Source organism: Achromobacter piechaudii NBRC 102461, assembly GCF_001571245.1.
GTDB lineage: Bacteria > Pseudomonadota > Gammaproteobacteria > Burkholderiales > Burkholderiaceae_B > Achromobacter > Achromobacter piechaudii.
This window is the reverse complement of sequence record NZ_BCTK01000001.1, coordinates 1-26,770: the sequence shown is the minus strand read 5'-3', so window position 1 is coordinate 26,770 and position 26,770 is coordinate 1. Positions and strand designations below refer to the sequence as shown.

Annotated in this window: 32 protein-coding genes; 17 read left to right on the top strand and 15 right to left on the bottom strand. The window is 63.8% G+C overall.

The window, feature by feature from the left end; all coding sequences use genetic code 11:
* The first annotated feature begins 21 nt into the window (after nt 1-21).
* The 5 genes from API01S_RS00150 to API01S_RS28645 are packed head-to-tail and all read left to right on the top strand — an operon-like array spanning nt 22 to nt 3,049.
* On the top strand, nt 22-1,020 hold the full coding sequence (locus API01S_RS00150; protein WP_156487031.1) for a ParB N-terminal domain-containing protein: 999 nt from the start codon (nt 22-24) through the stop codon (nt 1,018-1,020).
* Nucleotides 1,017-1,442 (top strand): hypothetical protein, encoded by a 426-nt coding sequence (locus API01S_RS00145; RefSeq protein WP_061302495.1) that lies wholly within the window; start codon nt 1,017-1,019, stop codon nt 1,440-1,442. The genes API01S_RS00150 and API01S_RS00145 overlap by 4 nt, the downstream gene beginning before the upstream one ends.
* Nucleotides 1,439-1,819, top strand: a complete 381-nt coding sequence (locus API01S_RS00140; protein WP_061302493.1) for a hypothetical protein — start codon at nt 1,439-1,441, stop codon at nt 1,817-1,819. Before API01S_RS00145 ends, API01S_RS00140 begins: the two co-directional genes overlap by 4 nt.
* Nucleotides 1,816-2,793 carry a hypothetical protein gene (locus API01S_RS00135; RefSeq protein WP_061302490.1) on the top strand — a complete coding sequence of 326 codons (978 nt, stop codon included), beginning with the start codon at nt 1,816-1,818 and terminating at the stop codon, nt 2,791-2,793. Before API01S_RS00140 ends, API01S_RS00135 begins: the two co-directional genes overlap by 4 nt.
* A complete protein-coding gene (locus tag API01S_RS28645) occupies nt 2,783-3,049 on the top strand; it encodes a helix-turn-helix transcriptional regulator (protein WP_084802328.1) in 267 nt (88 codons plus the stop codon). Before API01S_RS00135 ends, API01S_RS28645 begins: the two co-directional genes overlap by 11 nt.
* Here API01S_RS28645 and API01S_RS00130 read toward each other — a convergent pair.
* Nucleotides 3,046-4,335 carry a tyrosine-type recombinase/integrase gene (locus API01S_RS00130; RefSeq protein ID WP_061302488.1) on the bottom strand — a complete coding sequence of 430 codons (1,290 nt, stop codon included), beginning with the start codon at nt 4,333-4,335 and terminating at the stop codon, nt 3,046-3,048. The two genes, API01S_RS28645 and API01S_RS00130, sit on opposite strands and share 4 nt — an antisense overlap.
* 190 nt (nt 4,336-4,525) lie before the next feature.
* On the opposite strand from API01S_RS00130, the gene mutS reads away from it, so the two are divergent.
* The 3 genes from mutS to API01S_RS28640 all read left to right on the top strand — a co-directional run bounded on the left by mutS (nt 4,526) and on the right by API01S_RS28640 (nt 8,809).
* Entirely contained in the window at nt 4,526-7,177 is a 2,652-nt protein-coding gene (gene mutS, locus API01S_RS00125) for a DNA mismatch repair protein MutS (RefSeq protein WP_409360592.1), read from the top strand.
* Nucleotides 7,174-8,367 (top strand): ribosomal protein uL16 3-hydroxylase, encoded by a 1,194-nt coding sequence (locus API01S_RS00120; protein WP_061302484.1) that lies wholly within the window; start codon nt 7,174-7,176, stop codon nt 8,365-8,367. Before mutS ends, API01S_RS00120 begins: the two co-directional genes overlap by 4 nt.
* Before the next feature lie 217 nt (nt 8,368-8,584).
* Complete coding sequence (locus tag API01S_RS28640) at nt 8,585-8,809, top strand: endopeptidase (RefSeq protein WP_081451557.1); 225 nt, start codon at nt 8,585-8,587, stop codon at nt 8,807-8,809.
* Between the two features lie 195 nt (nt 8,810-9,004).
* Here API01S_RS28640 and bamC read toward each other — a convergent pair whose 3' ends face one another.
* The 4 genes from bamC to API01S_RS00095 form a co-directional block, all read right to left on the bottom strand.
* Nucleotides 9,005-10,129: an outer membrane protein assembly factor BamC gene (bamC, locus tag API01S_RS00110; protein ID WP_006220701.1), complete on the bottom strand. Its 1,125-nt coding sequence runs from the start codon at nt 10,127-10,129 to the stop codon at nt 9,005-9,007.
* 17 nt (nt 10,130-10,146) lie between these two features.
* The gene (gene dapA / locus API01S_RS00105) at nt 10,147-11,052 is read right to left on the bottom strand and encodes a 4-hydroxy-tetrahydrodipicolinate synthase (protein ID WP_006220702.1); all 906 of its coding nucleotides are present in this window, start codon (nt 11,050-11,052) and stop codon (nt 10,147-10,149) included.
* Between the two features lie 87 nt (nt 11,053-11,139).
* Nucleotides 11,140-11,787: a site-2 protease family protein gene (locus API01S_RS00100; protein WP_006220703.1), complete on the bottom strand. Its 648-nt coding sequence runs from the start codon at nt 11,785-11,787 to the stop codon at nt 11,140-11,142.
* Nucleotides 11,788-11,859: 72 nt separating this feature from the next.
* The gene (locus API01S_RS00095; protein WP_006220706.1) at nt 11,860-12,486 is read right to left on the bottom strand and encodes an L-threonylcarbamoyladenylate synthase; all 627 of its coding nucleotides are present in this window, start codon (nt 12,484-12,486) and stop codon (nt 11,860-11,862) included.
* Between the two features lie 86 nt (nt 12,487-12,572).
* Between API01S_RS00095 and ypfJ the strand changes: the two genes are divergently transcribed.
* The 3 genes from ypfJ (at nt 12,573) to API01S_RS00080 (ending at nt 14,908) form a co-directional block, all read left to right on the top strand.
* A complete protein-coding gene (gene ypfJ / locus API01S_RS00090) occupies nt 12,573-13,424 on the top strand; it encodes a KPN_02809 family neutral zinc metallopeptidase (protein WP_006220707.1) in 852 nt (283 codons plus the stop codon).
* Between the two features lie 186 nt (nt 13,425-13,610).
* Nucleotides 13,611-14,147, top strand: coding sequence for a hypothetical protein (locus API01S_RS00085; protein ID WP_006220708.1), 537 nt, complete (start codon nt 13,611-13,613; stop codon nt 14,145-14,147).
* Entirely contained in the window at nt 14,144-14,908 is a 765-nt protein-coding gene (locus API01S_RS00080) for a hypothetical protein (RefSeq protein WP_061302482.1), read from the top strand. Before API01S_RS00085 ends, API01S_RS00080 begins: the two co-directional genes overlap by 4 nt.
* Here API01S_RS00080 and API01S_RS00075 read toward each other — a convergent pair.
* The 3 genes from API01S_RS00075 to API01S_RS00060 all read right to left on the bottom strand — a co-directional run bounded on the left by API01S_RS00075 (nt 14,905) and on the right by API01S_RS00060 (nt 17,064).
* Complete coding sequence (locus tag API01S_RS00075; protein ID WP_081451558.1) at nt 14,905-15,177, bottom strand: hypothetical protein; 273 nt, start codon at nt 15,175-15,177, stop codon at nt 14,905-14,907. The two genes, API01S_RS00080 and API01S_RS00075, sit on opposite strands and share 4 nt — an antisense overlap.
* 220 nt (nt 15,178-15,397) lie before the next feature.
* Nucleotides 15,398-16,063, bottom strand: coding sequence for a hypothetical protein (locus API01S_RS00070; protein WP_050729816.1), 666 nt, complete (start codon nt 16,061-16,063; stop codon nt 15,398-15,400).
* 263 nt (nt 16,064-16,326) lie between these two features.
* The gene (locus API01S_RS00060) at nt 16,327-17,064 is read right to left on the bottom strand and encodes an ArsR/SmtB family transcription factor (protein ID WP_050729814.1); all 738 of its coding nucleotides are present in this window, start codon (nt 17,062-17,064) and stop codon (nt 16,327-16,329) included.
* Nucleotides 17,065-17,151: 87 nt separating this feature from the next.
* On the opposite strand from API01S_RS00060, the gene API01S_RS00055 reads away from it, so the two are divergent.
* Complete coding sequence (locus tag API01S_RS00055) at nt 17,152-18,417, top strand: MFS transporter (protein ID WP_061302480.1); 1,266 nt, start codon at nt 17,152-17,154, stop codon at nt 18,415-18,417.
* Here the strand turns inward: API01S_RS00055 and API01S_RS00050 are convergent.
* Together API01S_RS00050 and API01S_RS00045 are read right to left on the bottom strand one after the other, a co-directional pair.
* Nucleotides 18,407-19,039 (bottom strand): FMN-binding negative transcriptional regulator, encoded by a 633-nt coding sequence (locus API01S_RS00050; RefSeq protein ID WP_061303770.1) that lies wholly within the window; start codon nt 19,037-19,039, stop codon nt 18,407-18,409. The two genes, API01S_RS00055 and API01S_RS00050, sit on opposite strands and share 11 nt — an antisense overlap.
* A 143-nt stretch (nt 19,040-19,182) precedes the next feature.
* The gene (locus tag API01S_RS00045) at nt 19,183-19,377 is read right to left on the bottom strand and encodes a hypothetical protein (RefSeq protein WP_039883411.1); all 195 of its coding nucleotides are present in this window, start codon (nt 19,375-19,377) and stop codon (nt 19,183-19,185) included.
* A 115-nt stretch (nt 19,378-19,492) separates the two neighbouring features.
* On the opposite strand from API01S_RS00045, the gene API01S_RS29075 reads away from it, so the two are divergent.
* The 4 genes from API01S_RS29075 (at nt 19,493) to API01S_RS00035 (ending at nt 23,278) form a co-directional block, all read left to right on the top strand.
* Nucleotides 19,493-20,170: a hypothetical protein gene (locus API01S_RS29075; RefSeq protein WP_156487030.1), complete on the top strand. Its 678-nt coding sequence runs from the start codon at nt 19,493-19,495 to the stop codon at nt 20,168-20,170.
* A gap of 91 nt (nt 20,171-20,261) precedes the next feature.
* The gene (locus API01S_RS29290; protein ID WP_167351688.1) at nt 20,262-20,426 is read left to right on the top strand and encodes a hypothetical protein; all 165 of its coding nucleotides are present in this window, start codon (nt 20,262-20,264) and stop codon (nt 20,424-20,426) included.
* A 166-nt stretch (nt 20,427-20,592) separates the two neighbouring features.
* Nucleotides 20,593-21,582 carry an Lnb N-terminal periplasmic domain-containing protein gene (locus tag API01S_RS00040; RefSeq protein ID WP_050729811.1) on the top strand — a complete coding sequence of 330 codons (990 nt, stop codon included), beginning with the start codon at nt 20,593-20,595 and terminating at the stop codon, nt 21,580-21,582.
* Nucleotides 21,583-21,595: 13 nt separating this feature from the next.
* Complete coding sequence (locus API01S_RS00035) at nt 21,596-23,278, top strand: WD40 repeat domain-containing protein (protein ID WP_050729810.1); 1,683 nt, start codon at nt 21,596-21,598, stop codon at nt 23,276-23,278.
* 94 nt (nt 23,279-23,372) lie between these two features.
* Here API01S_RS00035 and API01S_RS00030 read toward each other — a convergent pair whose 3' ends face one another.
* From API01S_RS00030 to API01S_RS00015, 4 genes are all read right to left on the bottom strand, one after another.
* Nucleotides 23,373-23,867: a carboxymuconolactone decarboxylase family protein gene (locus API01S_RS00030; RefSeq protein ID WP_050729809.1), complete on the bottom strand. Its 495-nt coding sequence runs from the start codon at nt 23,865-23,867 to the stop codon at nt 23,373-23,375.
* 226 nt (nt 23,868-24,093) lie between these two features.
* Nucleotides 24,094-24,540, bottom strand: a complete 447-nt coding sequence (locus API01S_RS00025; RefSeq protein WP_061302478.1) for a hypothetical protein — start codon at nt 24,538-24,540, stop codon at nt 24,094-24,096.
* Nucleotides 24,537-24,947, bottom strand: a complete 411-nt coding sequence (locus API01S_RS00020; protein WP_061302477.1) for a M15 family metallopeptidase — start codon at nt 24,945-24,947, stop codon at nt 24,537-24,539. The genes API01S_RS00025 and API01S_RS00020 overlap by 4 nt, the downstream gene beginning before the upstream one ends.
* Nucleotides 24,944-25,234, bottom strand: coding sequence for a phage holin family protein (locus API01S_RS00015; protein ID WP_050729806.1), 291 nt, complete (start codon nt 25,232-25,234; stop codon nt 24,944-24,946). The genes API01S_RS00020 and API01S_RS00015 overlap by 4 nt, the downstream gene beginning before the upstream one ends.
* Before the next feature lie 91 nt (nt 25,235-25,325).
* Here API01S_RS00015 and API01S_RS00010 point away from each other — a divergent pair, with 91 nt between their 5' ends.
* On the top strand, nt 25,326-26,348 hold the full coding sequence (locus tag API01S_RS00010; protein ID WP_061302475.1) for a tyrosine-type recombinase/integrase: 1,023 nt from the start codon (nt 25,326-25,328) through the stop codon (nt 26,346-26,348).
* A gap of 27 nt (nt 26,349-26,375) precedes the next feature.
* On the opposite strand, the gene API01S_RS00005 is transcribed toward API01S_RS00010, so the two are convergent.
* A partial coding sequence (locus API01S_RS00005) for a hypothetical protein (protein ID WP_322788511.1) occupies nt 26,376-26,770 on the bottom strand: 395 nt, incomplete at its 5' end.

Sequence of the window (26,770 nt, the reverse complement as noted above, 5' to 3'; positions counted from 1 at the left end):
ACAACCATCCAAGGTGTCCGCATGACCGACTCTCCCGCCCCCGTGTCCTTCCGACAGAAGATCCTCAACAAAGAAATCAGGCGCGCCCACGCAATGCAGATTCGATACAGGGATCTGCACGTAGAACCAGGCTTCAACCTGCGTATCCCCGTCGAAAATCTATCAGGCGAGGAACGCGCACAGGCCGAGGCCGACGATGAAAGCCTGTTTCAGCACATTATGGGCGGCGGCCCGCTTCCGCCGTTGGAAGTCCGCCCCCGATCTGAGGGCGGCTGCTGGATTGTCGAAGGCCACCGCAGGTATAAGCAGATCGGCCGGGCCATCGACGCAGGCGCGCCCCTCCAGGATGAGGACGGTGAAGTCTGGATCGACATTACTTCTTTCGTCGGCAACGACGCTGACCGGACCGCCCGCGTCCTCAATAGTGCCAAAGGCCGCCACCTCCTGTCACTGGAAACCGCTTTTGGTTATGCCCGTCTCGCCAGTTTCAAGTGGGACTATGACCGCATTGCCCGCCTAGATCAGGTTTCCCCGCAGTGGGTCGCCAAGATGATCAGCCTGGCCCATGCAAACAGCGATGTCCACGCCCTGATACTGTCCGGCGCCGTCATGGCTTCCACGGCCATCGACACAATTGCCAAGCACGGCGAAGCTGCCGGCCCCTACTTGCAAGCCCAGTTGGACAAGGCCAAGGCCGCAGGCAAATCGAAGGTGACGCCCAGCGCGATCCACGGCCGCGCCCTGCCCCGCAAGGTCGTCTCCCCGCTTATCAGCGGCGTGGACGCCTTCATCAAGGGACTGGACCCTAACCAGCGCGCAACCCTGGTAGACACGCAGGAGGGCCGCGTAGCGCCCGAAACCATCACCATCCCTACCGCCGCCTTGCTGGATCTGTTCCAGGCCCATGGCGCGGTTGAAACCGTCCGCGCCAAGCAAGCCGAAAAGCAGCGCATCCAGGCCGAAGCCGCAGCAGCTGCCGGCCAGGCTGAAATTCCTACCGAACAGGAACCCGCCGAATGACCGCCCCCGAGAACGCGCCCCCGGTCGAATTGGTCGACGCTGCTGTAAATGCTTGGTTCGCCGCAGGCCCGCGTGCTGCGCTGACGCGTGACCAGCAAGAACACTTCCGCGAACGAATGCGCGCCGCCCTCGCTGCCGTTGGTTTCCTTGCTCCCGCTGCTGGCGATGCGCGGGATGCTCTGCCGCCCCTGGATGACGACCTGATCGAAATACTGGGACGGCCGAACTTCGCGTGCGGCGAGCTGGCAACGCTTCTGAGAGCCGGCGGCCACGTCATCAAGAACAAGGCCGAGCACGAGCAAGCGGCAGTGATTTATTTCTTGCTTGGGTACTACCTGAAACACGGGTCCGCTTGGCACGAACATGTCGGCGAAGCCTTCGAAGCCATTGCCGCCCAGCAGGGCAAAGTGGGTGAGGCATGACCACCGGCCTCGATGTCCTCAACGAGTTCACGAAGGAAGAAATCATCGCCTTCGTGCGTGAAAAGGGATTCTTCCTGCGCATCAGTCGCCGAGACCTGCTTTTCATCCGCTGGAAGGTTGCTAGCGAGAAGCTGCTTGCCGACTACGACGCGGAGTCTGCCCGATGGGCAACTGAGAAGCCCGACTTCACGAAGCGCGACGCACTGGCCGTCCAATTCAACGCGACCACCGACATTCAAGAAAGGATCCGGCTACTACGCGAGATCGAGTCCTACGACAAACCTATGCATGACCACCTGATGCGATCCAAAAAGCTGGATGCCCGGCAGAAGGCCGTGGACCGCATGTATCGCAACATCGGAAAGGAGGCAGCATGACCACCAACACCGCGGCCCCGGCACCGCAAGAAACTGGCGCCCAGGATCTGAACACCAGCGAAGGCGCCCGAGCCTACGTTGCGGAATACTTCGCAACGCAGATCGGCCGGCACGACTTCAAGCGGTATATCGCTAACACCCTGGCAGCTGACTTTGCTTGCGCCCTGGCGCAGCACCTGTCTCAGCTGCGCGCCCCTGTAGCCGATGAGCGGGCGGCCGTGGACCCGTGCGGGTACGTCGCGGTTAAGCGTTCGGCCGTCGATTGGCTCAAAGATAAATTCCCGTTACTGACGATCAAGGCCGGACTCTGCGAGCGCATCGGCGGCCGGCTCTATACCATCACTCGCCTGATGCGCGACCATGACGCCGCCCTGGCAAGCGCCCCTGTAGTCGGGGAGGCACGCCCGCACATCATGAGCCTAGGCGAAATCTTGGCCGAGTATCGAAAGGGTTGCACCAACACCGGCGGTGAAGGTCCGGAGAATTGCCCCGATTGCGTGCGGGCATTCGTCAGCGCCTTGGAAGCTCTGAATGTACGCCAAGCAAGCGCCCCTGTAGCCGGGGAGGCGCTTGCTCGGTACTGCCCAGGATGCGGCAGCGTCGGCCCGGTAGGCGACGAGTACCGGGACTGCTGCCCAGATGGCATTCAAGCCCGCATGATCCCCGCACGCCTGGCGGAACAATGCCGCGACACGTTCAGGCTTGCGATCAAGTCCCTGCTCGCGAATGCTGCGGAAAATGACAGCGCCGCACCACAGGCCGGCGAGGCGGTGCGCATCCTGTTCCCGACGCATCTGCGCAAGATGTGGTCAGGCGGCGAAGTGCAAGCGTGGCTTGACGAACGGCAAGGAATTTCCGTGCCGCAGGCGGAAGCCAAAGGTAGCTTTGGTCGATACCGGAAATGGCTGGAACGAAAATCTGATCTGAAAGAGGAGACCGTCCAGCGGTCGCAGGAGAAGTCTAATGAGCGCTGAATTTCGTATTGAGCCGGTCTACGTGGATCTGCCGACCGTAGCATTGATCACCACCTTGGCCGAATCAACCATCCAGGCCATGGTGACCCGCAATGAGTTCCCCGCGCCGAGGGAACTGTCCGGACGGCGCGTTGGTTATCTCTATGCCGAAGTTGTGGAGTGGGCGGCGAGTCGCCCTCGGTCTACGATTCTTCCGCCGTGCAACACCGGGGCGAAAAAGCCAAGACGCGCCCCCGCTAGAAGTGCGGGTGGTTAAACGCCACTCTTGACCAGCTTTTCCAGATACACAGACAAGCGCTTGAGCCATAGGCGGCGCTCTTTGTCGTAGGCATGCCGGTTGTACACCCCCTCAACTCCAGGCAGCATATGGCCCAGAATTACTTCGCCCACCTCACGCGGGCAGCCGAGGGAAGCGAGGAATGTGCGAGACGTGCGCCGCAGGTCATGCGGCGCCCAATGCGTCACTGTCAACCGTTCACGCTTCCTATCTGGAGCAGTTTCGCTGTATGGCTGGTGGTAGTAAACGCGGGTCTGCACTGACTTTTGTTCCCAGTGGCCCGACTTCCCGTACGAGGGAAACAAGTATCCCGTTTTCTGCGCGGCCAGCCGCCGCCTGACCACCTGTTCTGCACGACCGACCAAAGGCACGCGAAAATCCGTAGCTTCCGGTCGTTTTGCATTTTTCGTTTTTTCTTTCGGTACCGTCCACCATAAGCCGTCAGCTTCGTCCGAGATTTCCTCGGCTTCGATAGCACCGATCTCGGCCCCTCTGGCGCAAGTCCAGAGATACAGCGTCAAAAAATCCTCCACGTCGCGCGAAAAGTTGGGGAGCCAAGGAATTAATTCCCCGGCTTCCTTCGGCGACAGGACTCGCTTTTTCACGCCGCTCTTCTTGCCGTTGATCGCCTTTCCCTTCGATTTCAGCTTCCCCCGAAGAATCATGCGCCACCAATTGGGCACGGTCTCGGACAGCTTTCCTGCGTCATGGCAATGGTCCCAAGCCGCCCCCAACTCACGGCGTAGGATCTGCGCCTGGACAGGGATGTGCCCATATGATTCGATCAACCCGAACGCGTCCGCCCGCGTGACCTCCCCTGCGGGCTTGTCAGCCAGATCTCCCAGCATAGTGTTGAACATTCGAGCGATCTCGACCTGGCCCTTCTCTGTGCGGTGCAGCTTGATGTGCCCTGCGTGATAGATCGCGCACGCGCCCGCCACTGTCAGCGCGCCCTTTTGCTTTTCCCGCGCGGCAGCGGCAGCCACTTTGGATGCTTGGCGCGCCTCCTTTGCCTGTACAGCCACGTCTACTCCCGCGTCACGCAGCTGGCGCAGTCGCTCCCACTCCACGATTGCGGCGGCGATGGACATTGCTGGCCACCGACCCAGCTTCTTCTGCCGCATGTTGCCGTTGACGGGACTCTTGTATCGGTAGGTCCACGTCCGCGCTGTCGCAGTGGCTTCCAGGCGCAGACCGGGGTATCCATCAATGGTAAGGTGTCGGCCTGGTTCAAGAAGCTTTGCGGCGCGTGCGTCGAATTGCATGGAAGGCGGGATCCTGTGGCGTAGCTTTTTAAAGGATCCTAAACGAATCAGCGTAACTTCTCAATTCGACCCCTCAAAAAGCTACGCCAAACCATCAAGTGTTGGCGGGTTTTGATGGGCGTCGCTGGGCCGTAGCAACAACACAAATGACGGTTCGACCCCACAGCAAATGCATGTAGCACAAGGCAAAATGCCAAAATCCCAGGCTGAAACGACAGAGCAGCTTTCTAGCCACACCCCCATGATGCAGCAATACCTCCGCCTGAAAGCGGAGGCCGGCCCCTTGCTGCTCTTTTATCGCATGGGCGACTTCTATGAAATGTTCTACGAAGACGCCGAGCGCGGCGCGCGCCTGCTCAACCTCACCCTGACCAAGCGCGGCTCGTCCAACGGCACGCCGATTCCGATGGCCGGTCTACCCGTGCACGCCATGGAGCAATACCTGGCGCGGCTGGTGGCCATGGGCGAATCCATCGCCATCTGCGAACAGATCGGCGACCCGGCCGCATCCAAAGGCCCCGTCGAGCGCCGTATCGTGCGCATCGTTACGCCGGGCACGCTGACCGACGACGCGCTGCTGCCCGCCAAGGCGGATCGCGCGCTGGCCGCCGTGTTCGTGTCGGGCAACGCCCGCGCGCCGCGCGCCGGCCTGGCGTGGCTGAACCTGGCCAGCGGCGAATTCCGCGTGACCGAATGCGCGCCGGCCCAGCTTGAATCCGAGCTGCACCGCATTTCTCCCGCTGAGATCGTTTGCGCCGACAGCGCCGCTTTCGACTTCCCGTTCGACGGCGCGCGCTCACGCGTGCCGGACTGGCATTTCGAAAGCGATGGCGCGCGCGCGCATCTGCTTGCGCACTTCAAGACGGACACGCTGGCGGGCTTCGATATCGAAGACATGCCGGCTGGCATCTGCGCCGCGGGCGCGTTGCTGCGCTACGCCGCGCGCACGCAATCGCAGGCGCTGGCGCACGTGCAGAGCCTGTCTGCCGAGCGGCCAGGGCAATACGTGCTGCTGGATCCGGTCACCCGACGCAATCTGGAACTGACCCAGACGCTGTCCGGCGAAGACTCTCCCACGCTGTTCTCGCTCTTGGACGGCTGCCGCACGCCCATGGGCAGCCGCCTGCTGCGCCGCTGGCTGCATCACCCCTTGCGCGAAAACGAACAGGCCCTGGCGCGCCAGCAAGCCATTTCGGCGCTGCTGGCCGGCCGCATGGACGTGGAACAGACCTTTGGCTCGGCGGGCGTGCTGGAAGCCCTGCGCGCCGCGCTCAACGCCTTCCCGGATATCGAACGTATCGCGGCGCGGCTGGCGCTGCGCTCGGTGCGCCCGCGCGAACTGGCCAGCCTGCGGGATGCGCTGCAAGCATTGCCCGCGCTGCGCGATCTGGTCGAACCCATGGCGGCCTCGCCGCGCCTGGGCGATCTGATTTCTCATCTGTCGGTGGATCCGGCGCTGGCCGCGCTGCTGGTTCGCGCGATTGCGCCGGAACCCGCCGTGGCCATCCGTGATGGCGGCGTGCTGGCGGCGGGGTTCGACGCCGAACTCGACGAGCTGCGCGGCCTGGCGGCCGATGGCGGCGACTTCCTGCTGCAACTGGAAGCCCGTGAACGCGAACGCACCGGCATCAGCAATCTGCGCGTGGAATTCAACCGCGTGCACGGCTTCTATATTGAAGTGACCAAGGGCCAGACCGCCAAGGTGCCCGAGGACTACCGCCGCCGCCAGACGCTGAAAAACGCCGAGCGCTACATCACGCCCGAGCTCAAGACCTGGGAAGACAAGGTGCTGTCCGCGCAAGACCGTTCGCTGGCGCGCGAGAAATGGCTGTTCGAGCAGTTGCTGGACGTGCTGGCCGAACACGTGCGCCCCCTGTCGGACTGCGCCGCCGCGCTGGCGGAGCTGGACGCGCTGTCCGCCCTGGCCGAGCATGCGCGCCGCCACGACTGGATCGCGCCCGAGCTGTCGGAAAACGCCGACATCGACATCGATGCGGGCCGTCACCCGGTGGTCGAACACGCCATCGAACGCTTCACGCCCAACGGCTGCCGTCTGGACCCGGCGCGCCGCATGCTGCTGATCACCGGCCCGAACATGGGCGGTAAATCGACGTACATGCGGCAGGTCGCGCTGATCGTGCTGCTGGCGCGCATCGGCAGCTTCGTGCCGGCCGCGCGCGCGCGCATCGGCAAGATCGACCGCATCTTCACCCGCATCGGCGCCGCCGATGACCTGGCGGGCGGGCGCTCGACGTTCATGATGGAAATGACCGAGGCCGCCGCGATCCTTTCCGCGAGCACGCCCAACAGCCTGGTGCTGATGGACGAAATCGGCCGTGGCACGTCCACCTACGACGGCCTGGCACTGGCCTGGGCGATTGCCTGCCGGCTGCTGGCGCACAACCGCGCCTTGACCTTGTTCGCCACCCACTATTTTGAATTGACGCGCCTGCCCGCAGAACAGCCAGCATCGGCCAACGTGCATCTGGCGGCGGCCGAGTCCGCCGCCGGCATCGTGTTCCTGCATGAAGTGCGCGAAGGCCCAGCCAGCCGCAGCTACGGTATCCAGGTGGCGCAGCGTGCCGGCGTGCCGGCCGCCGTCATCCGGCAGGCGACGCGCGAACTGGAACGGCTGGAAGCGCAAGGCGCGCCCACGCCGCAACTGGGTCTGTTCTCGGCGGCGGCGGATGCCGACGCGCAAGCCTACGCCCAGGCTGATCGCCACGACGCCATCGAAGCGCTCGACGCGCTGCGCGAAGAGCTCGCCACTATCGACCCCGACAGCCTGACCCCGCGCGAAGCGCTGGACGCCCTCTACCGCCTGAAGAAGCACCTTCAATGAACCTTGACCAACCCCTGCCGCTCTTGGGCAATCAAAGCCCCAACGACTTCATGCGCCGCCACTGGCAGCGCAAGCCGCTCTTGATCCGCCAGGCGATCCCGAACTTCCAGCCGCCGCTGACCATCGCCGCCATCAAGAAGCTGGCCCGCCGCGACGACGTGGAATCGCGTCTGATCTGGCGTGAAAACGGTGAATGGCAGATGGAGAACGGCCCCTTCGCGCGCCTGCCCAAGGACAACGAGGGCGACTGGACGCTGCTGGTGCAAAGCGTGGACCTGCTCAGTGACGCCGCCTCTGAACTGATGGGCTTGTTTCGCTTCATTCCGGACGCCCGCCTGGACGATGTGATGATCAGCGTCGCCAGCCATGGCGGTGGCGTGGGTCCGCACTTCGACAGCTACGACGTCTTCCTGCTGCAAGCGGCCGGCGAACGCGAATGGCGTTATGGCCGTCAGAAAGACCTGTCGCTGGAACCGGGCTTGCCCTTGAAGATCCTCAGCAATTTCCAGCCCGAAGAAAAGGCGGTGCTGTCGCCGGGCGACATGCTGTACCTGCCGCCCCAGGCCGCCCACGACGGCGTCGCCATGGGCGATGGCTGCATGACGATCTCGATCGGCTTTCGTGCGCCTACCCAGGCCATCCTGGCGCGCGGCCTGCTGGAAGCCGCCGCCGATCAGGTGATGGCGCGCGTCGGTTTGCTGGGCGGCCCTTACGGTGAACCGGCCCTGCCCGGCCCGAAGCTGTCCGCCGTGTACCGCGACCCGGGGCAACCCGCTGTCGACACGCCGGCCGCGCTGCCCGATGGGCTGGTGGCGGCCACGCTGGAAACCGTGGAAAAACTGCGCTTTGACGATGCGCTGGCGTCGCGCTTTTTGGGCTGCTGGCTGACAGAACCGCACAACCAAAGCGTGTTCGATGCGCCGGAAGATGTGCAGGTGGATCTGGAAGAAGACTGGCCCACGACGGGCCGTCTGGTGCTGGATCGCCGCAGCCGCATGCTGTATCGCGGCAAGCAGCTCTTCATCAATGGCGAAACCGCAATGACGCCTGCGGACGCCGCGCTGCGCACCCTGGCCGATGCGCGCAGCCTGGACTGCGGGAACCCTGCCTGCGCCAAGCTGTCAGACGAAGCACGGTCCTGCCTGGCCGACTGGTTGGATTCGGGCTGGATTCACTACCGCGCCGAGTAGTATCCGGAAACGCCCGCGTATCGGATTTGAACAGAACGCAATCAGATCCATGCGCGGGGACACATAAGGAAAGAGATAACACGAAGCTGAAAGGTTTGTTGCCGTTGGGATGCGACCTTTTTAACTTTCACACGCGATGCGGCGTTGGCTTCCTGTAGCCTGACTTCTGGTTTCCCCTAAGGGGGTTTCAAGAGTCGTCATCTACAGGAGTCCAAAAATGATGAGCAAAACCTTGATTATTGCCTCGGTGCTGGCCGTCGCGCTCAGCGCTTGCAACAAGAAGGAAGATGCCCCGGCGGCGCCCGCGACCACCCCTGGCGCCAGCACGCCGGCCCCCTCGTCCACGCCTCCGGCCACGTCGCCGGCTCCGGCCCCGACCCCTGGCACGACCCCTGGCGGCGGCTCGACCACCCCGGGCGGCTCGACCACCCCGGCGTCTTAATAAAACAGAGACGAACCCCCGCTCTGAAGACGCAGAAAGGCCTCGGCAAGCAATTGCCGGGGCTTTTTTGCGCCTGTCGTATCGCCAGCACGCGAGCGGCGGGAATCGACCGCCGCGCCCAAAGAAAAAGCCCCCGCATGCGGGGGCTTTGGCGCTTCGCCGCTGGCGCGTGAGCGCCAGCGTAGGAAAGCCGGATTACATCTTGTCCTTCAAGACGCTGAGCAGACGCTGGGCGGTTGCGCTGTTGTCGCGCGAGCCATTGGAATCCAGCACCGTCACCGTGGTCTGTTCGCCCGTGGCGGCCAGGCGGATGCGGTACTGCGGCGCTTCGGCCTTCTTGTCGCCCGAGAACATGCGGCTGAAGAAGCCCGGTTGCTCGTTCTTTTCGCCGGTGTCGGTATCGACATAGCGCACGTAGTAGTCGCCGGTGGAGCGGTCGCGGTCGTCAACGGCAAAGCCGCCGCCGTCCAGCGCCACGCCAACACGACGCCAGGCGCGGTCAAACGATTCCGCGATCAGCAACGAGGTGCCTTGCGAACGGACGTCTTCCTGCACGGCCGGCTTTTGCGGCGCGGCTTCCGCCTGCTGCACCAGCTTGCGGGCGTTGTCCACATCGGAACCCAGGTAGACCATCATGCGAGCAAGCATGGCGGCGTTCAGGCCCGGGTCTTCCTTGCCGTTTTGCCACTGCACCTGGCCGCCGTCGGAACCGACGCGCTTTTCCAGCATCTGGCGATGGCTGACGTACACCTCGGTGTGGCCGTTGACGCGTTCGACCCGGGTGCGGAATTTCTCGCGCTCGCCGCTATCCCAGGCAGATTCCAGCACGGCGCCCAATGCCTGGCGCAACCAGCTTTCCGGAATCTTGGCGCGGTTTTCCGCCCAATCGGTTTCGATCAAGCCGGCGGCCGGATTGTTGCTAGCCACGGTAAAGCCGTTTTCGGTCCAGAAGTCGACCAGGCGCGGGAAGACGTCTTCCGGCGCGCGGTCCACGACCAACCAGCGCAGGTCGCCATCACGCTCGACACGCATGTCCTGGCGGCCGGGCAACACGTTGCTGGTCTTGGGCGCGGAGGCTTGCGCCTGGCCCTGTTGTTGGAACTGCGAGTACGTCGTCGAGCCCGAAGCGGGCGCGCGGTAACGCGGGTCGCTGTTGGCCTGAGTCAGATCCGGCGGGATGCTCAGAGGCTCTCCACGCTGGTTGACGGCGCTCTTGTAGTTGACGGATTCTTCATTGCCCAGGAATTGGTTGACCTCGCTGCAGCCGGCCAACAACACCAGAGACATCAATGCCGACAAACCGGCATGACGTTTGTTCATACGTATCCTCACGATATTTAGAGCAGACCCGTTTCCTGGAGCGCGCGACGCACGGTTTCGTGGTTCTGCGTTCCCAGTTCGACCAGCGGGAGCCGGTAGCCCAATGCGCTCTTGCCCATTTCGGCAAGGGCCCACTTGACGGGGATGGGATTGGCTTCAACAAACAAAGCCTTGTTCAGACGGGCCAGATAGGCATTAAGTTCACGCACCTTCGGCACGTCGCCCGCCAATGCGGCGGCACAGAGGTCACGCATGAGCTTGGGGGCCACGTTGGCGGTGACAGAGATATTGCCGCGCGCGCCCAGCAGGATCAGGGCGGCGGCGGTGGGATCGTCGCCGCTGAAGACCTGGAAGCCGGCCGGCGCTTCACGCAGCAGCAGGCCGCCGCGCGCGATGTCGCCGGTGGCGTCCTTGATGCCGATGATGCCGGGCACTTGCGCCAGGCGCAGGACCGTCTCGTTCGTCATGTCGGCCACGGTGCGGCCGGGCACGTTGTACAGGATGGTCGGCAGGTCCACGGCTTCCGCGATGGTGCGGAAGTGGCGGTACAGGCCTTCTTGCGAGGGCTTGTTGTAGTAGGGAACGACCGACAGGCCTGCCTGCGCGCCGACTGCCTTGGCGTGGTTCGTCAGGTGAATGGCTTCGTCGGTGGAGTTGGCGCCCACGCCAGCGATGACCGGGATGCGGCCTGCGGCATGTTCCACCGCCACGCGGATCAGCTCCGCATGTTCTTCCATGGAAACCGTGGGCGACTCCCCGGTGGTGCCCACCACCACGAGTGCGTCGGTTCCTTCCTGGACGTGCCAGTCGATCAGTGACCGGTAGGCAGCGTAGTCCAAGCTGCCGTCAGGCTGCATGGGAGTGACCAGGGCCACCAAGCTGCCCTGGAAATTAACGCCTGCGGCGGTTGCAGGGGATGCCATAAATGTAGGGCTCCAACGCCCCGCGGCAGGATGCCCCAGGGCCAGAATCAATGAAACCGCTGAGTTTAACGGATATTGGATGAAATCCTACAGAAACCACTGGACGATAGTCGTTCCAAGTTCATACACGGGACGCATCAAAACCCAGAGCACATCGGTGACCAGTAACACGATCACGATGACCAGGCCATACGGTTCGATTTTTGAATATTGCCAGGCCAGGCGGTTCGGCAGCAGGCTGAACAGGATACGTCCCCCATCCAGCGGCAGGATCGGCAGCAGGTTCAGCGCCATCAGCACCAGATTGATGTTCACGCCCGCCACGCCCATCTGGAACCAGAACGATTCCTGCATGCCCGATTCCAGCATCATGCGCAGCGAAAACGCCCACAGAATTGCCATGAACAGGTTGGCGGCGGGGCCCGCCAGCGCCACCCAGAGCATGTCGCGCTTGGGCCGGCGCAGGCGGCCGAAATCCACGGGCACCGGTTTGGCCCAGCCGAACAGCATGCCGGGACTGCCCAGCAACTTGGACGCGAGCAAAATCGCCATCGGCACAAGCAGCGTGCCGATCGGGTCGATATGGCGGGCGGGATTCAGGCTGACGCGGCCCGCTTCATAAGCAGTGGGGTCGCCGAACATGCGGGCCACGTAGCCGTGCGCGGCCTCGTGCAGCGTGATGGCGAAAATGACCGGTATCGCGTAGACCGCAATGGTTTGGATGATGTCGTTCATGGCGAACCGGATTGTAGATGAGCCGCGTGCCGGCGGGGGCCGGCACGCAAAGGCAAAACAATGAAGGGGGAATCAGGCAAGACCGAGCGTGGCCGGGTCGCCGCGGCCAACGCGCACCACGACGGGATCGTCGCTGGTGAGGTCGATGACGGTGGTGGGAGACTGCGGGCAGGCGCCCGCGTCGATGATGGCGGCCAGATCGTGGTCGTAGCGTTCGCGGATGGCCTCGGCGTCGTTCAACGCTTCGGTTTCGTTCTTGGGAATCAGCGTCGTGGAAAGCAGCGGCGCGCCGACTTGTTCCAAGAGACCCAGCATCACGGCGTGATCGGGCACACGGATGCCGATGGTTTTGCGCGACGGATGCGAGACGCGCCGCGGCACTTCCTTGGTGGCTTCAAGAATGAAGGTCCACGGGCCCGGCGTGGCAGCCTTCAGCAAGCGGTATTGCTTGTTGTCGACGCGCGCGAAATGGCCGATTTCAGCCAGGTCACGGCACAGCAGAGTCAGGTGATGTCTTTCGTCCAGACCGCGTAGCCGACGCAAGCCGTCAGCGGCGTCCTTGTCGTCCAGCCGTGCGACAACGGCGTAGCTGGAATCGGTGGGTACGGCCAGAAGGCCTCCATCGTTCAGCCATTGGGCTGCCTGCTTAAGCAGGCGAGGTTGAGGATTCGCAGGATGAATAGATAGATACAGAGCCATGGGTTTATCCTAACACTCTTGAATGCCGCCCAGTAAAGCGCGGCGATGCAAAATGGCGGGAACGCCGACCCGCCCGGAGAAACAATATGCGCCTCGATGACTCGCGCGAAAGCGACAATGTGGAAGACCGACGTGCCAGTGGTCCCAGGATCGGCGGCCGGGGGACCATCGGCATCGGTACGATAGTACTTGCCTTGGTGGCCATGTATTTTGGCGTCGATCCCAGCGTCGTGCTGCAAATGGCGGAAGGCCCGCCCACGACCCAGGATGCCCCCGCGACCAAACCGCCCGCCAACGATCCGCAAGCGCGCTTCGTCTCCAAGGTGCTGGGTGAAACCGAAGACACCTGGTCCGCCATTTTTCAGAAAGATCTGAATCGCCAGTACGTGGCGCCCAAGCTCGTACTGTTTCGCGGCGCCACGCCCACCGCTTGCGGCACGGGCCAATCGGCGATGGGTCCGTTCTATTGCCCGGGCGACAGCAAGGTGTATATCGACCTGGCCTTTTTCGACGAACTGCAAAACCGCTTCAAGGCGCCCGGCGATTTCGCGCAGGCCTACGTGATTGCCCATGAAGTCGGACACCACGTGCAGCATCTGTTGGGCATTTCGGATCAGGTCGATCAGCTGCGCCGTCGCAATCCGTCGCAAGCCAATGCGCTGTCTGTGCGCATGGAGTTGCAGGCCGATTGTCTGGCCGGCCTGTGGGCGCAGCGCGCCAACGCGGCTCGCAACATCCTGGAAGGCGGCGACATCGAAGAAGCGCTGGGCGCAGCCACCGCCATCGGCGACGATCGCCTGCAAAAACAGGCGCAAGGCTATGCCGTGCCCGACTCCTTCACCCATGGCTCGTCGGCCCAGCGCGTGCGCTGGTTCAAGCGCGGCCTGGAAGGCGGCGGTCTCAAGCAATGCGACACGTTCGCAGCCAGCACGCTCTAGCCCGGCACACAATCCCGCGTCGCAACCGGGTCGCAAGCTGTATATCCATACAGCTTGCGGGTTTGCACTGACTCCATCTTGTAAGATTACGCCCCCTCGCCCTGTTTGCGCGCATGAGTCCCCTGCGGCGCGACGCGAGCGGCGCAGCGCATTGACCGCGCAATTCAAAGACCCTAGATCCGCTTTATGGCCAACAAGTTCGAACCGTTAATTACCGTTGATGAGGTGCAAGAGATACTTGCCGAACCCAAGGAAACCGTAAAACCGATCTCTTGGATTCCCAAGCCCGCCGCTAACAACATCCAATGGATGGAGTTCACCAGCCCGTGCAAGGTCAAGGGCGAAGTGCGCGACGACGTGATCTTTCGCGCAACCTATCGCGGCGCGCGCACGGTGGTCCAGGGGCAGGCGACGATCTTTCTGACCGAAGCTTTTTGCGCCAGCCTGTTCGTCGGCCCGCATCGCGTATTTGGCGTGGATACCGACGACTCTTTCCATACCAGCCTGGTGGGCGAAGGCCGGCCGCAGTTTCGCAAGCCGCTTGCGGACCGCAGCCATGAACACATCTGGGTGGACGAAGGCGAAGGCTATGCCGAACCGATCGTGCCCGCCCTGCACACTATCGGCGCGCTGATGCAGTATTTCCTGCCGCGCGCGAACCTGACGCTTGTTGGCGGCTTTGCGCATCCCCTCAAAGGCCGCCAAATCGAACTGATCCTATGAGCAATTTTCTGGAAGCCTCCGGCTGGACCGTCCTGCCGGCCGGTGAACACGCCATCCGCGCTGTCGCGCCCATGACGCTGGGGCTGGACGGCCAGCACGCGGCATTCTTCATCGCGCACCCGGACGAGGCCACCTTCTACCTGACCGACGCCTGTGAAACCTCGATGCACGCGTCCAGCTACGGCATCGAAGTCGGACCCAAGCGCATCGACATGCTGAACGAGACACCCGGCGTCAGCCTGGCGCATTTCGATCGCGACGGCGCCATCGTGGCCACCGGCCCGAACGAGCAGTTGCAGGAAGCGCTTTGGGATGCGGTCAAGCTGGCGATGGCCTTGTCATTCCAGTGCGCCAAATGGATGCCGCGTTTCAGCCAGCTGCGTTTTCGCGCGCAGGTCGGGCGCGCGTTGGCCGAGGGCGTGGGCGTGAACCGCATGGTCAAGGGCGCGCGCGCCAAGGGCAGCAGCGGCCACACCGCCGACTTCGCCTTCGCCGTGCGCGCAGCGGGCAGCACCGCGCTGACCTACATCGAACCGATCGCGCTGAAAGCCGGCAAGAAGATGGACTGGACGCAGGTCTATCAAACCCACGGCAAGATGTCCGACGTCAAGATGGCCAACGCGCGCCATTCGCGCATGGTCATCCTGGAAGACGGCGCAAGCGCCGAGGAATTCAAGAAGGCCGTGACCATCCTGGAGCAGTCGGCCACCGTGCAGACGCTGGCCAAGACGCGCGACTGGCGGGAAGTCTTTTCCGGCTAGGACGGCATGTTCGTCAGGCCGTCGACGATCTCGCGGCCATGCAGGATGGCCGCGTGCACGGCTTCGCGTGGACTGTAGACAAATCCGCCGTCCGCAAAGCGCGGCACGGGATATTCGTCGCCGCCCTCAAGCACGGCGCCCGCCTGAACCACCATTACGGATGCGATGAATACGGGGCCGCTGGGCAACGCGGGAATGTCCGCGTCCGCGCCCCGGGAAACCTTGGCCGTGAGCCGGTATCCCTTGTAGATCAAGTTGTTCTGATGCACTTCGGATGCCCTCGTTCGTCGATTCAGCATACCCCGGTGTTCATGACAACCCAGATATGTTTTGTAACCTCGGCAGTTAATAGAAACATTGTTGCAAGGCAACAATTGCGTCCCCGTTTCTGAAGCGCCACTGGAGCGATCCGGGCGTTTGCCGCATCGGCAAGCCTGGCGCGGCTTTCAGGCGGACGGCTTGAGTGGCCGCCCTGCCCTCAACCCCGTTTCAGGGGGATTTCCCTAAGTCCTGTTGCGAAAGTGCATCGTTGGACGCTGCCATTCCCGTTGCCCGCATGTAATCGGACAAGCGCCAGCCACGCCCCAACAGAATCATGCGCGTGTGCAGATCTTCGAGTACGCGGGGCGGAACGTCCCGGCCCAGATAGCGAAGCTGCTTCTGCCGCAAATCGACAAAACCCAGTTCGTAATGCCGCGCCAGGCCCATCCACAAACGATGCGCGCCGGTGGACTGGCGCGCGCCGCTGATGACGCACAGGCCCGCGTCCAGGCCCCAGCGGTATACCGCCGTGGCCAGCCCCATGCCCTGATAAGCCGGTGCGTACTTGGAATGCGGCGCGCGCACGTAGGGGTCGGCCTTCCTGCCCACTTCGATCAGGCGGTTGAAGACCGTGTAGCCCGCCACGCGGTCGCGCTGCACGTCCACCACATAGACGTAGTACTCGCCGTCGGCTTCGCGGTAGCGAAGCACGATCCCAGGGATGTCGGTAGGCACCTCCGGCAGCCCGTGCAGGCGGTCCGACGACCGCAGCATCCGCTCGCGTATGGCGTCCAGTTCGCTCTGGACTTCCTCTGGGGCGTGGTTGACGTCGATGCGTAGCTCGGAGACGAAACGGGCGGGAAAACGAAATGCGCGCAGCGCCAGCGTAGGCAAGGCCACCTCCTGAATAACGTGGGTAAGGCTAATGGTTGAAAAGGTCGAAGCAAAGAATCTTCAAAGCGGCTTGAAGACGACGTGAAACGCACACGGCGTCTGGCCAGACCTGCGTTGCCGCGCATTCGCGGCCGACGAAAAAAAAGCCGCATTCGCGGCTGGAATGGTTGTGTTCGATGCGCCGTCTTCGGGCAGAAGCGGCAATGCGGAAAACTCGCGTGGGCTGCGACAGGCAGGCCCGGCGCTGCGCCAGGAAGACGGGATCATGCTGCGACATGCGTGTCCTCGTGCAGGGCACCGCCAGCGGCTTGCGCATCCGGCATGCCAAAAAACGCTGGGAACTGCCGCGCGCCCTTGCGGGTGACGCAGAGCGCGCGAGAGTCCAGGTCTTTGGTGATCCAGCCGCGCTGCATCAGGGCGTCGAGCAGGGCCGCGCCCAGCGCGCCGCCCAGATGCGAGCGGCGTTCGCTCCAGTCCAGGCACGCACAGGCAAAACGGCGCCGCCGCTGGCGCGCGGCGGCGGCATCCACGCCCAACTGCGCCAACGAGGCTTCGCCCAGCGAGGTCAGCACGTAATCGCGGCCGTCCTCGGCGAGCCAGCGGCGCGCCACCATCGCATCGTGAATACGCACGGCCAACGTGCCCGCCATGTGGTCGTAGCAGGTGCGAGCCTCGCGCAGCGCGGACGGCGTGCTGGGCTTGAACGGCGCGCGTTCGGTGCCGGCCACCACCAGCAGCGCTTCCAGCGCATGCCCGACTTCGCCATTGGCCAGCCGGTAGTAGCGATGTTTGCCCTGCACGGCCATGTCGACCAACCCCTGTTCACGCAGGCGCTGAAAATGACTGCTGGCCGTCGATGCGCCGATATCAGCCGCGGCGGCCAGCTCGGTGGCGGTACGGGCCCGGCCATCCAGCAGCAGGCACAGCATGCGCGCGCGCGCCGGGTCGGCGATGGCGGCCGCCACGGACGAAAGATTGATGTCGGCGAACTTGGATTCCATGTTTCGCTACAGACCAAAGTGTTGTGTGCAAGGCGTAAGCATACTTCGGCTGACCTCAACAAGACATCCCGACAAGTCCGAAAAATCATGCCTGCAACTCCCGCATTCTTCGGTTGGAAAGTCCTTGCCGCCACCTTCGTGCTGGCCATTTTTGGATGGGGGGTGGGCTTTTACGGCCCGCCCGTCTTCCTGCACGCCGTGGTTCAGCGCACCGGCTGGAGCGTGGCGCTGGTGTCCGGCGCGGTCACGCTGCATTTCCTGTGCGGCACGGTCGTGGTGGCCAACCTGCCGCGCTTGTATCGCCGGGTCGGCGTGCCGCTGGCCACGTTCGGCGGCGCGGTGCTGCTGGCGCTGGGCGTGGGGGGATGGTCGATGGCCGCAGCCCCGTGGCAGTTGTACGGAGCAGCCGTACTCAGCGGCATGGGCTGGGTCATGTTGGGCGCGGCGGCGGTCAACGCATTGATCGCGCCCTGGTTCGTGCGGCGGCGGCCGGCTGCGCTGGGCATGGCCTATAACGGCGCCAGCGTGGGCGGCATCGTGTTTTCGCCCTTGTGGGTGTACCTGATCGCGCAGGCGGGCTTTGCCCAGGCCGCCTTGTGGGTGGGCGTGGCGATGGTCGTGGTCATCGCGCTGCTAGCGCGCAAGGTGTTCGCCATCACGCCGCAGCAATTGGGTCAGTTGCCGGATGCCGACGACGCCAGCGCGCCGCAGCCCCCCGCCGCCCCCGCCTTGCCACGCGTATCGCGGCTATGGCGCGACCGGGCCTTCCTGACCTTGGCCGCAGGCATGGCCCTGGGCCTCTTTGCACAGATCGGCTTGATCGCGCACCTGCTGTCGTTGCTGGCGCCGCTGCTGGGCGCGCAAACGGCCGGCCTGGCGATGGGGCTGGCGACGGCTGCCGCCATCGCCGGGCGCACCGTCGTCGGCGCGGTCATGCCGGCGGGGGCCGACCGTCGCAAGGTGGCCTGCGTCGCCTACGCGGTGCAGATCGCCGGCTCGCTCGTATTGTTGCTCGCCGCGCAGCACCCCTGGGCGGTGTGGCTGGGCGTGATCCTGTTCGGCTCGGGCATCGGCAACGCGACGTCGCTGCCGCCCCTGATCGCGCAGACGGAATTTGCGCGTGAAGACAGTATGCGCGTCGTGCCGCTGATCGTCGCGCTGTCGCAAGGCGCCTATGCATTCGCCCCGGCGCTGTTCGGGTTGCTGCGCGCGGTGCTGGACGCCAGCGGGCAATCGATGATCGGGTTCCTGGCGGTGGCGGCGGTGTTGCAGGCGGCGGCCATCATGTGCTTTGCCGCCGGGCGCGGACACGCGGCGACGCGCGTGGCTACGCCCTCGGTCGTCAACCCATAGCGCCCCGGCGCGCCACCAGCCCCGCCATGACTGCGTCGCCCGCCTCGCTTGCCAGCCCTTGCGCCACGCCCTGCCGGTCGGCCGGCGTGCGGTTCTGGCTGACCTTCCATTTGCCTTCGATGCGCGATATGGGAATCTCGACACCGACGATGGCGCGCATCTGCGCCGCGATGAAATCCGCCGGCGCCTCGTCCACGCTCCACGGTTGCGCGCGCGCTTTCTCCTGGCTGGCCGTCAGCGCTTCCAATTGCGCGCGCAGCCAGGCGGGATCGTCCTGGATGATCGGCGTGCCCCACGCATGCACGGCCACGAAATTCCAGGTAGGCACGACCTTGTGCGTTTCCGCCTTGGTCGCATACCAGGACGGCGTGATGTAAGCCTGCGCGCCATGAAAGGCAATCAGGCATTCCTGCCCGGCCGCCAGTTGCCGCAGCTGCGGATTGGCGCGCGCGATGTGCAGGCGCAGCACGCCATGATCGCCTTCGGGATAGAGCAGACAGGGGATGTGGTTGGCCATGAGCCCACCTTCGCCGCTCGTCATGACAACGCCCAGCGGATGGGCGCGGATAAAGTCGTGCTGGACGGCAAGATCGTCTTCACGGAAAGCGGTGGGCAGGTACATGGCAGGCAGCGTCGTCGGGGAAAAAAACACAACATAACGCCATCGTGGCTCTATTAACAGGGCCAACGCCTGGTTGTTTTGTAGAGCCACCTTCAGGCATCGAGCTGTTGCTCAACCCGCAGCGCCGTGGCGAGACAGACGCCTCATCGTCGGACGCGTTCGTAGGCCTGGTTCATGCGTTCTCGCGCCTCGGTCTCGCGCGCGAAAGCGCGATCGTAGCTTTCCAGGCAGCCCGGCGTGGGGCTGGGCCACTTGATGGCGGCGATTGCTCCGGTGAGCTCGTCGCGGGCGCGCTGCCATTCCTTCACAGCGGCATACCATTCCTTGGCAGTGTCCATAGTTGTCTCCCTATGTGCACGCCAATCATCGTAGTCCCGCGCTCCGTCCGTGGTTACGTCGTACCGATTAAAAAAATGGATGATCTCCAATTCCTGACAGGGTTTACCCCGCAGGATGCGCGCCGCCGCGCGCCGCGTGTTCAACGCGCGGCGGATGCGCGAAAACATACGCACGTCGAACGGGCCGCCGAGGATCGATCCCATTCCCATTCAGCGCGAGGCGTGCTCTAAAAAAATAGACACGAGTCTCAAGATGCAGCGTCACCCCATCCGGCGCGCGCGATCCCCCACAGCTAAACGCAAGCCAAATGGCATGAGCTTCTTCACACATCAGGAACGCCGCGCCATCCAGTCAGGAAACGTGACCGAACCCAGGCTGGCAACGCGTTCGCCCCTGCCCATGTCCGCTCGCGCCGCCCGCTTTCACAACTTGCGTAAAATCCGGCAGCCCGACCAGTGCGCGCCGGTGGCGGCTGCGGCCTGGCGCGGCAGGCAAGCGCGACGGACAAGCGCGACAAACCAGCGCATAAGCGCGTCGCGCAAGCCGCTCCTGCCGCGTAAAAAGGAATCATCATCGCGACGCCATGCGCGCATCGATGCTCTCGTTTATCGGGCAATGCCTGATGCATCGACGCTGCACGCTGGTGGAAACCATGTGCACGCCAACACCGCGCAATCAGGGTTCGGTCAGCACGCATCCACTACGATTCCACGCCTTGCCGCAAGCAACTTGTCGCAAGCCGGGAACATAGTTGGGGTTGCTTCCGTCCAAACCCGAAGTTTTTTTTCCTAAAAATCACGATGTGATGAATATTGACGTCAACCCTCACTTACTCGCAGCCACGGCTAATGCTACTGTTCCGCCTGTGCAAGGAGTACATGCAATGGATCAGAAAACGAAGCCCTGGGCCTTTCCCAAGCCTCATCCGGAAAACACCCCACGTGGTGAGCGCAACAAACAGGAGTTCGACGCTCCTGCCGAAGTCAAGAAACCCGCGCCTAAACCGCGCGCCAAAAAAGAGCCGGCCGCAAGTCGGGCGCGCTCATGATGTTGCCGGCCTGGAACCGCGCCGCCCGCGCGGCGTTGTCATTCCTGCGCCGGCCCCGCATGCACCTGCTGGACTGACCGGATTCGCGCCCGCGTTCCCTCGGCGCAATTGACGGCTCAAATCAAGCCCGGCCATACTCTGGCGGCCTCGACCGCTCAGAGATCGCATGACCGCCTCCATCCTGCTTGGCATCACCATCGCGCTGGTCGCCGCCTGGGGCGCCCTGGCCTTGTGGATACGCGCGCCCTTGAGCCTCACGGCAAGGGCTCTGCTCGCGCTCGCCTGGCTGATCTTGGCCTTGGCGGCGCTGGCCGCGCTGGCATGGCCCGCATGGCGGCCGGCCGGGTACGCCTTCGCGCTGGCAACGCTGGCACTGGCTCTTTGGTGGCTGCGCATCCGTCCGTCAAACAATCGCCAATGGATGCCCGAAGTCGCGCGGCAGACCGTTGGCGACATCGACGGCGACCTCGTCACGCTGCACAACGTGCGCAACTTCGAGTGGCGCACGCGCACCGACTACACGCCCCGCTGGGAAACGCGCCGCTACGCGCTCAGTGAACTGCAATCGGTGGACGTGGCCCTGTCGTACTGGGGCCGCCTGGCCATCGCCCATGCCTTGGTGTCATTCGGATTCGGGCAGGACCGCTACGTGGTTTTCTCGGTCGAGATCCGGCGCAAGGAAGGCGACAACTTTTCAGAAATCGGCGGCTTCTTCAAACAATACGAACTGAGCCTGATCGCGTCGACCGAAGAAGACAGCCTGCGCGTGCGCACCAACGTGCGCGGCGAAGACAGCTACCTGTACCGCATCCACATGCCGCTGGACAACGCCCGCTCGCTGCTCCTGGCCTACGTAAAGCGTGCCAACCAATTGCACGACAAGCCGCGTTTCTATCACACGCTGACGGGCAATTGCACCACCATCGTTTTCCAGATGGCGCGGCGCATCGTACCGGGCCTGCCGCTGGACTATCGACAACTGGCATCGGGCTATCTGCCCGAATATTTTTTCGACCTGCACGTGCTGCAAGGCGCGCACAGCGCCGCGCAGTATCGCAAGCAGGGTCGTTATACGGACCGGGCGCGCGCCCTTGGAAATGCTCCAGGGTTTTCGCAAACCATCCGCCAAGGCGTACCCGGTATCGATCCTGCCTAGCCCTATTCCAGCCATGACCGCCTTGATAGACCCCACGCTGCGCGGCAGCGGCAAAATCACCGGCGTGTTCTTCAACGCGGCGGGCGACGTGGCCGCCGTCGCGTCGGAGTTTCCCTTGCTTGCCCACCCGCGCGCACGCGCCGCATACGGTGGCCGCCGGCTGCGCTATCGCGTGGCGCTGTACCGGCGCGATGCGCTCGTGCCCTTCGCCGTCTTCGACGAGCTGCAATATCCCATCAACGACGTGGCCTTTCACCCCTCCGACACGACGGTGGCCATCGGCATCGGCAGCTACGACGGCGGCTTCCTGTTCGAAGGCGACCTGATCGTCTGGAACTGGCGCGATGCGCACGGCCTGCAAGTGTTTCACCACGCGTCCGAAGTCGTGCGCTGCCGCTACAACGCGCGCGGTGATGAGCTTGAAGCCTGGGTCCGTCCCTGGGATGAAGAATGGGGCCCACTCGCCGACCCAGACACTGACTTCGATCCCTACGACACGCTGTTCAGCGTGCGCGTGCCCGCGCCAGCAACGGGATCGCAACCCGTCGATCTGAGCATCGACCCCGCTGCCATCGTCCCAGCCGACCAACGCGCCGCTGACGACACGACGAATCCCGCGCACGGCCACGAGGCCCGCTTGCAAGCGTGGTTTGGCGTTGACGACTGCACGCCGCGCGACGCCATCCGCGACGTGGCCTGGCTGGACGACGAGCGCTTCGCCGTCTTGCATGGCGCCTTCCTGCTTGAGATCCACGTTCGCCACGGCGCGCCTGTCGTGGCGCATTCCTTCGCGGTCGCCGGCCACGGGGCCGAGCTGCTCAAGAGCAAGGATCTGCTGGTCCACGTCGTCGAAACAGGCGAGCGCACCACGCCGGTCGCGCGCCAGGACTCGCGCCTGTACGCGCTGACGCGCGACGGCCTGCGCCTGACGCAGGCTTACGACGGAGAATTCACGTTTTCCTCGACGCCGCAAGGGCGGGTGCTGGGTCGTCAGAACCGCTTCAACCTGGCTGGCGCACCGCCGAGCGACGTGTTGCTGGACCTGGAAGCCAGAAGCGAACACCGCCTGGATCTTGGCCACTACGACTGCTTCAACCACTACATCGGCATCCGCAACGCGCCGCAGCTGTTCCTGCTGCAAGGCACACCCGCCAGCTCGCACGAACGCAAGTTCCTATGCATCGTCGAGCCCGACGGCTCGGTGCGCCGCCTATGGCCCATCCTGAAAGCGGACAACAAACCCGCCAGCCATGCGATGGAGCTTTGTGGCGCGTACATCGACGACGCGCTAGGCCCGGGCGTCGTGATCAGCGGCAAGCACTATTCGCCGGACACCTTCACGACCTATGCCGGCTTCATCTACCGCAAGCCGCTGGATCGCGACCGCGAGGTATGGCGCCGCAAGATTCCAGCATCCGCCAGCGCCATCGTCAGCATGCCCGACGCGGGCTTGATTGCCGCCGCGTTCCTGGACGGCACGCTGCAACTGATCGACGCCGCCAGTGGCGCGCTGCGGCTGCACGCCCAAGTGCGCGTCGACCAGTGGCCGACGGTCATCTTCTCGATGGACGCAAACGGGCGGTCGCTATTGGTGGGCACCGTGGACGGCAGGATCGCCGTGCTGGATATCGACGTGCTGTGCAAGGGCGGTGAGGTCGGCGCGCAGGATACGCCGTCCGTCGTGAACCTGGATTGATGAAGCGTCACCCGGTCGCCGAGTGCCTTGGGATTTGCCGCCACAAGTACTCGTCAGTTTTCTTCGCACCCCTGTCAGCCACCTGCCGGGCCGCCTACTCGTTCGTTTCCTCAGCGCCGCTGTCAGCCGCTTGCTGCGCCGCCTTCGTCGCAGCCGGTGTAGCGCGGAACGACACGCCCAGGCGGTTGAACGCGTTCATCAGCCCGATCGCGTAGGTCAGGTCCGCCAGTTCCTTGTCGCTGAATTCCGCCGAAGCTGCCGCGTAATCGTCGTCAGGCACGCCGGTCTGCGCGACCCGCGTGACGCTTTCCGCCCAGGCCAGGGCTACGCGTTCGCGGCGCGAGAACACCTCGCCCGCTTCGTGCCAAACCGGCACCAGCACCAGCTTGTCCACGGCCACGCCCTGCTTGATCAGATCGCGCGAATGCATGTCGATGCAGTAGGCGCAGCCGTTGATCTGCGACACGCGCAGAAAGACCAGGTCGGTCAGCGTCTTGGGCAGACCGCAACGTTGCAGGTAGACGTATACGCCTCCGAAGGCCTTGTAGCCCTCTGGCGAAGCGTTGGCGTAATCGAGTCGAGCGCTCATGATGGGTCCTGAATAGAGATAAGCAGAACCCCTATCGTGCGCCTTCTTGGCCTGGTGCGGTAGAGCCAAGAAGCACCATATCGACTGGGTCATGATGGGACGCCACCATCGTGATGGCGGCTTTCATTGTGGCCACGCCCGCACCGTCTCCCGATGCCGCGATGCACATATCCCCCAGAGCACCAATACCTGATCCTGCGCCCAAACCTGCCAATCGTCATAGCTGTCAGGGTTTTGCGGTGGGTCCGGTATTGGCGGGCATGGCTCGGCCAGGCGGCTGTCCAGCGGCGGCACCTCGCGCGGCACGTACTGCGTCGGTGAGACTGCGCACCCGGACATCATCAGGACGGCAGCCCACAAGAAGAGGTTTCGCATTTTTCAGTGCCTTGGTCATTTCGCCCACTTGGGCAGGAAGTGCGCCAGCGTCGGCTGCCGCCCGCGCCGCAGCGTCCGCGATCGCGTTGATATCGATCTTGATGGCGTCCAGTACGGTGGCGTTACGATCGGCCCTGGTCTGCTGCAAATCGCGCTGAAGCTCGGCGATCTGAACGCCCTTGCGCCAACCCTGCGTGGTCCACGCTGCGCAGCTCGCCAGTGTGGCGGCCGCCAGCGCGACAGCCGCGTAGCCTTTCCAGCCCGTCAGAGCCTGGCCAAGCGTTGCTACGGCGCTCACGGCCTGCCCCGCCAGTCGCGGGGGATCTGGAAATGGGGGCCATCCTTGAACGATTTCCAGTCGCCGCCCCACTCCACTGGTACGCCCAGCTCTGCGGCGCAGGCCTTGACCACCGCGGCCAGATCCGAAAATGCCGACCAGTTGTTCCAGGGAATCGCGCCACCCATCAACGGCGCCAGGTCGACGGCGTGACCGAAGCCGTCAGTCTGTGGAAGGTGATAGCTGCTCATCGTCCGGCTGGCGCCCTTGGCCACGTAATCGCGCTGTTGCGCCAGCGTCCGGACGCCCTCCACCACCATGAAATCGACAGTGGAGCGCTGAATGGCCAGTTTGACGACGGCAACGAGGTCAGGATGCACGCCGATGAGGCGCGTCTGGCTCCGCTGCGAAAGTTGGAACTGGCTCATTTGGGATCACCACCCAGCCTGGAAGCAATGAAGCGACGCGCTGCCAGTTCAAGCACCTGCTCACCCAGAATTCCCACCGCAGCGCCAGCGCCCACCAGGACGGCTATAGGCGCGTTCGGAAACGGAATCAAAAGCAGCGTCACGACCATCGACAGCGCGCTGCCAAGGATCATGCGCCCTGCCACTACGCGCCATGACAGCGCCTCCTTGTTGGTCAGCGCGCGACCTACGGCAACCAGCGCGCCCACGCCGGCCAACCACGCAAGCGTTCTTTCCCAATCGTTCATAACGTTTCCCGACAACGATAAAAAGCCCGCAGTCGCGGGCAATGTAAAAACACGGAATTTGGATCTGCGTTACAACTCGGGGCTTTTGCCCATGAAACCCTGGTCCCGCCGTCAGCCCCGCCGCAAGTCCACGCCCACCCTGGCCGAAGCGCTCACGCGTTATCTGGCCGAGGTTTCATCCGCGAAGAAGGGGCACGCGGCAGAACAGTCGATTGCGCGCGTCTGGCGCGCGACGCGCCTGGCCATCCGGCCAGTTGACCGGATCCGCAGTTCTGACTTGACCGAGTTGCGAGACCAATGGCTTTCAGACAGGGCGCCTGCAACCGTCGTAAGGCGGATGGCCTTCTTGTCCCACGTCTACACGGTGATCCGGAAAGACTGGGGCTTCGATCAACTCGCCAATCCGGTACAACTGGTGCGCCGACCCGCTGTGGACGACGCGCGCGACCGTCGACTGTTCGACCGCATCACATTGCGCGGCGTGTCCGAGGACGACTGCCCACGCCAGGAATTGGAGTGGATCATCCGCGCGACCCGGTCAGCGGAGCTGCCCACCATCCTGACGGTCGCCAAAGAGACTGGAATGCGCCGATCCGAAGTCGCCGGCATCCTGCGTGAGCACCTGGACCTTATGCACGGCGTGGTGCACCTGCCCCATACGAAGAACGGGCGCGCGCGAAACGTGCCGTTAACGCCGCGCGCTCGCGAGGCCCTCCGACACTGGCTCACCGGCAAGCCCCTGCGCGGCCGCATTTTTCAAATGCAGCCGGGATCGGTCACGCGTGCATTCATCCGGGCTCGGCGGCGCGCTCGCGAGGCCTACGAATTGATGTGCCGACAGTACGGTCGACGGCCGAATAGCGCCTACTTTCGCGACCTGCGATTTCATGACCTTAGACACGAAGGCACATCGCAGCTTGCGACCGTCTTCCAGATTCATGAGCTGGCCAAGGTCAACGGCAACGTGGACACTCGGATGCTGCTGCGTTATTACCACCCGCATGGGCGAGAGCTGGCGCAAAAGCTTGTGCGCAGCCCATTGGGGCGACGGCAACTGGAAGAAATGCGCCGAGAGCGAGAGTCTGCATTGCAGACCCTGCCCCTGGCGGCTTGACCCCTGGGCCCCTGGGCTCCTAGGCCCTTAGGCCTTACTCAAGGCAACTTCGGCTCCTCGCGTCGGCTCTACCGCGGTCAACCAAGACGGCAGCGTTCCCCAACCCGGGTAGCTGACCTTTTCGCCGGCCACTTCGTGATCGGCTCCGACTGAGTATGGCGTCCCATCCTCCACCACCCATAGCGGAGTGGTGCGATAGTCGGCGACCATGATCCACGCGTCGCCCACCCGGCGTGGACATTTCCCTTCGAGGGACGACGGCGGTGCGTCCTCGTATGCCCCAAAGGCAATGTTGAACTGGCCACGCGTAAGCGCCAACTCATTCGCCACCGAAGCGTAAAGGTAAAGACCGTCGCCGTCGGTCTGGTAAATGTTCTTCTGCATTGTTTTTTCCTGTGAAATGAAATTTGCACTGCAAATGC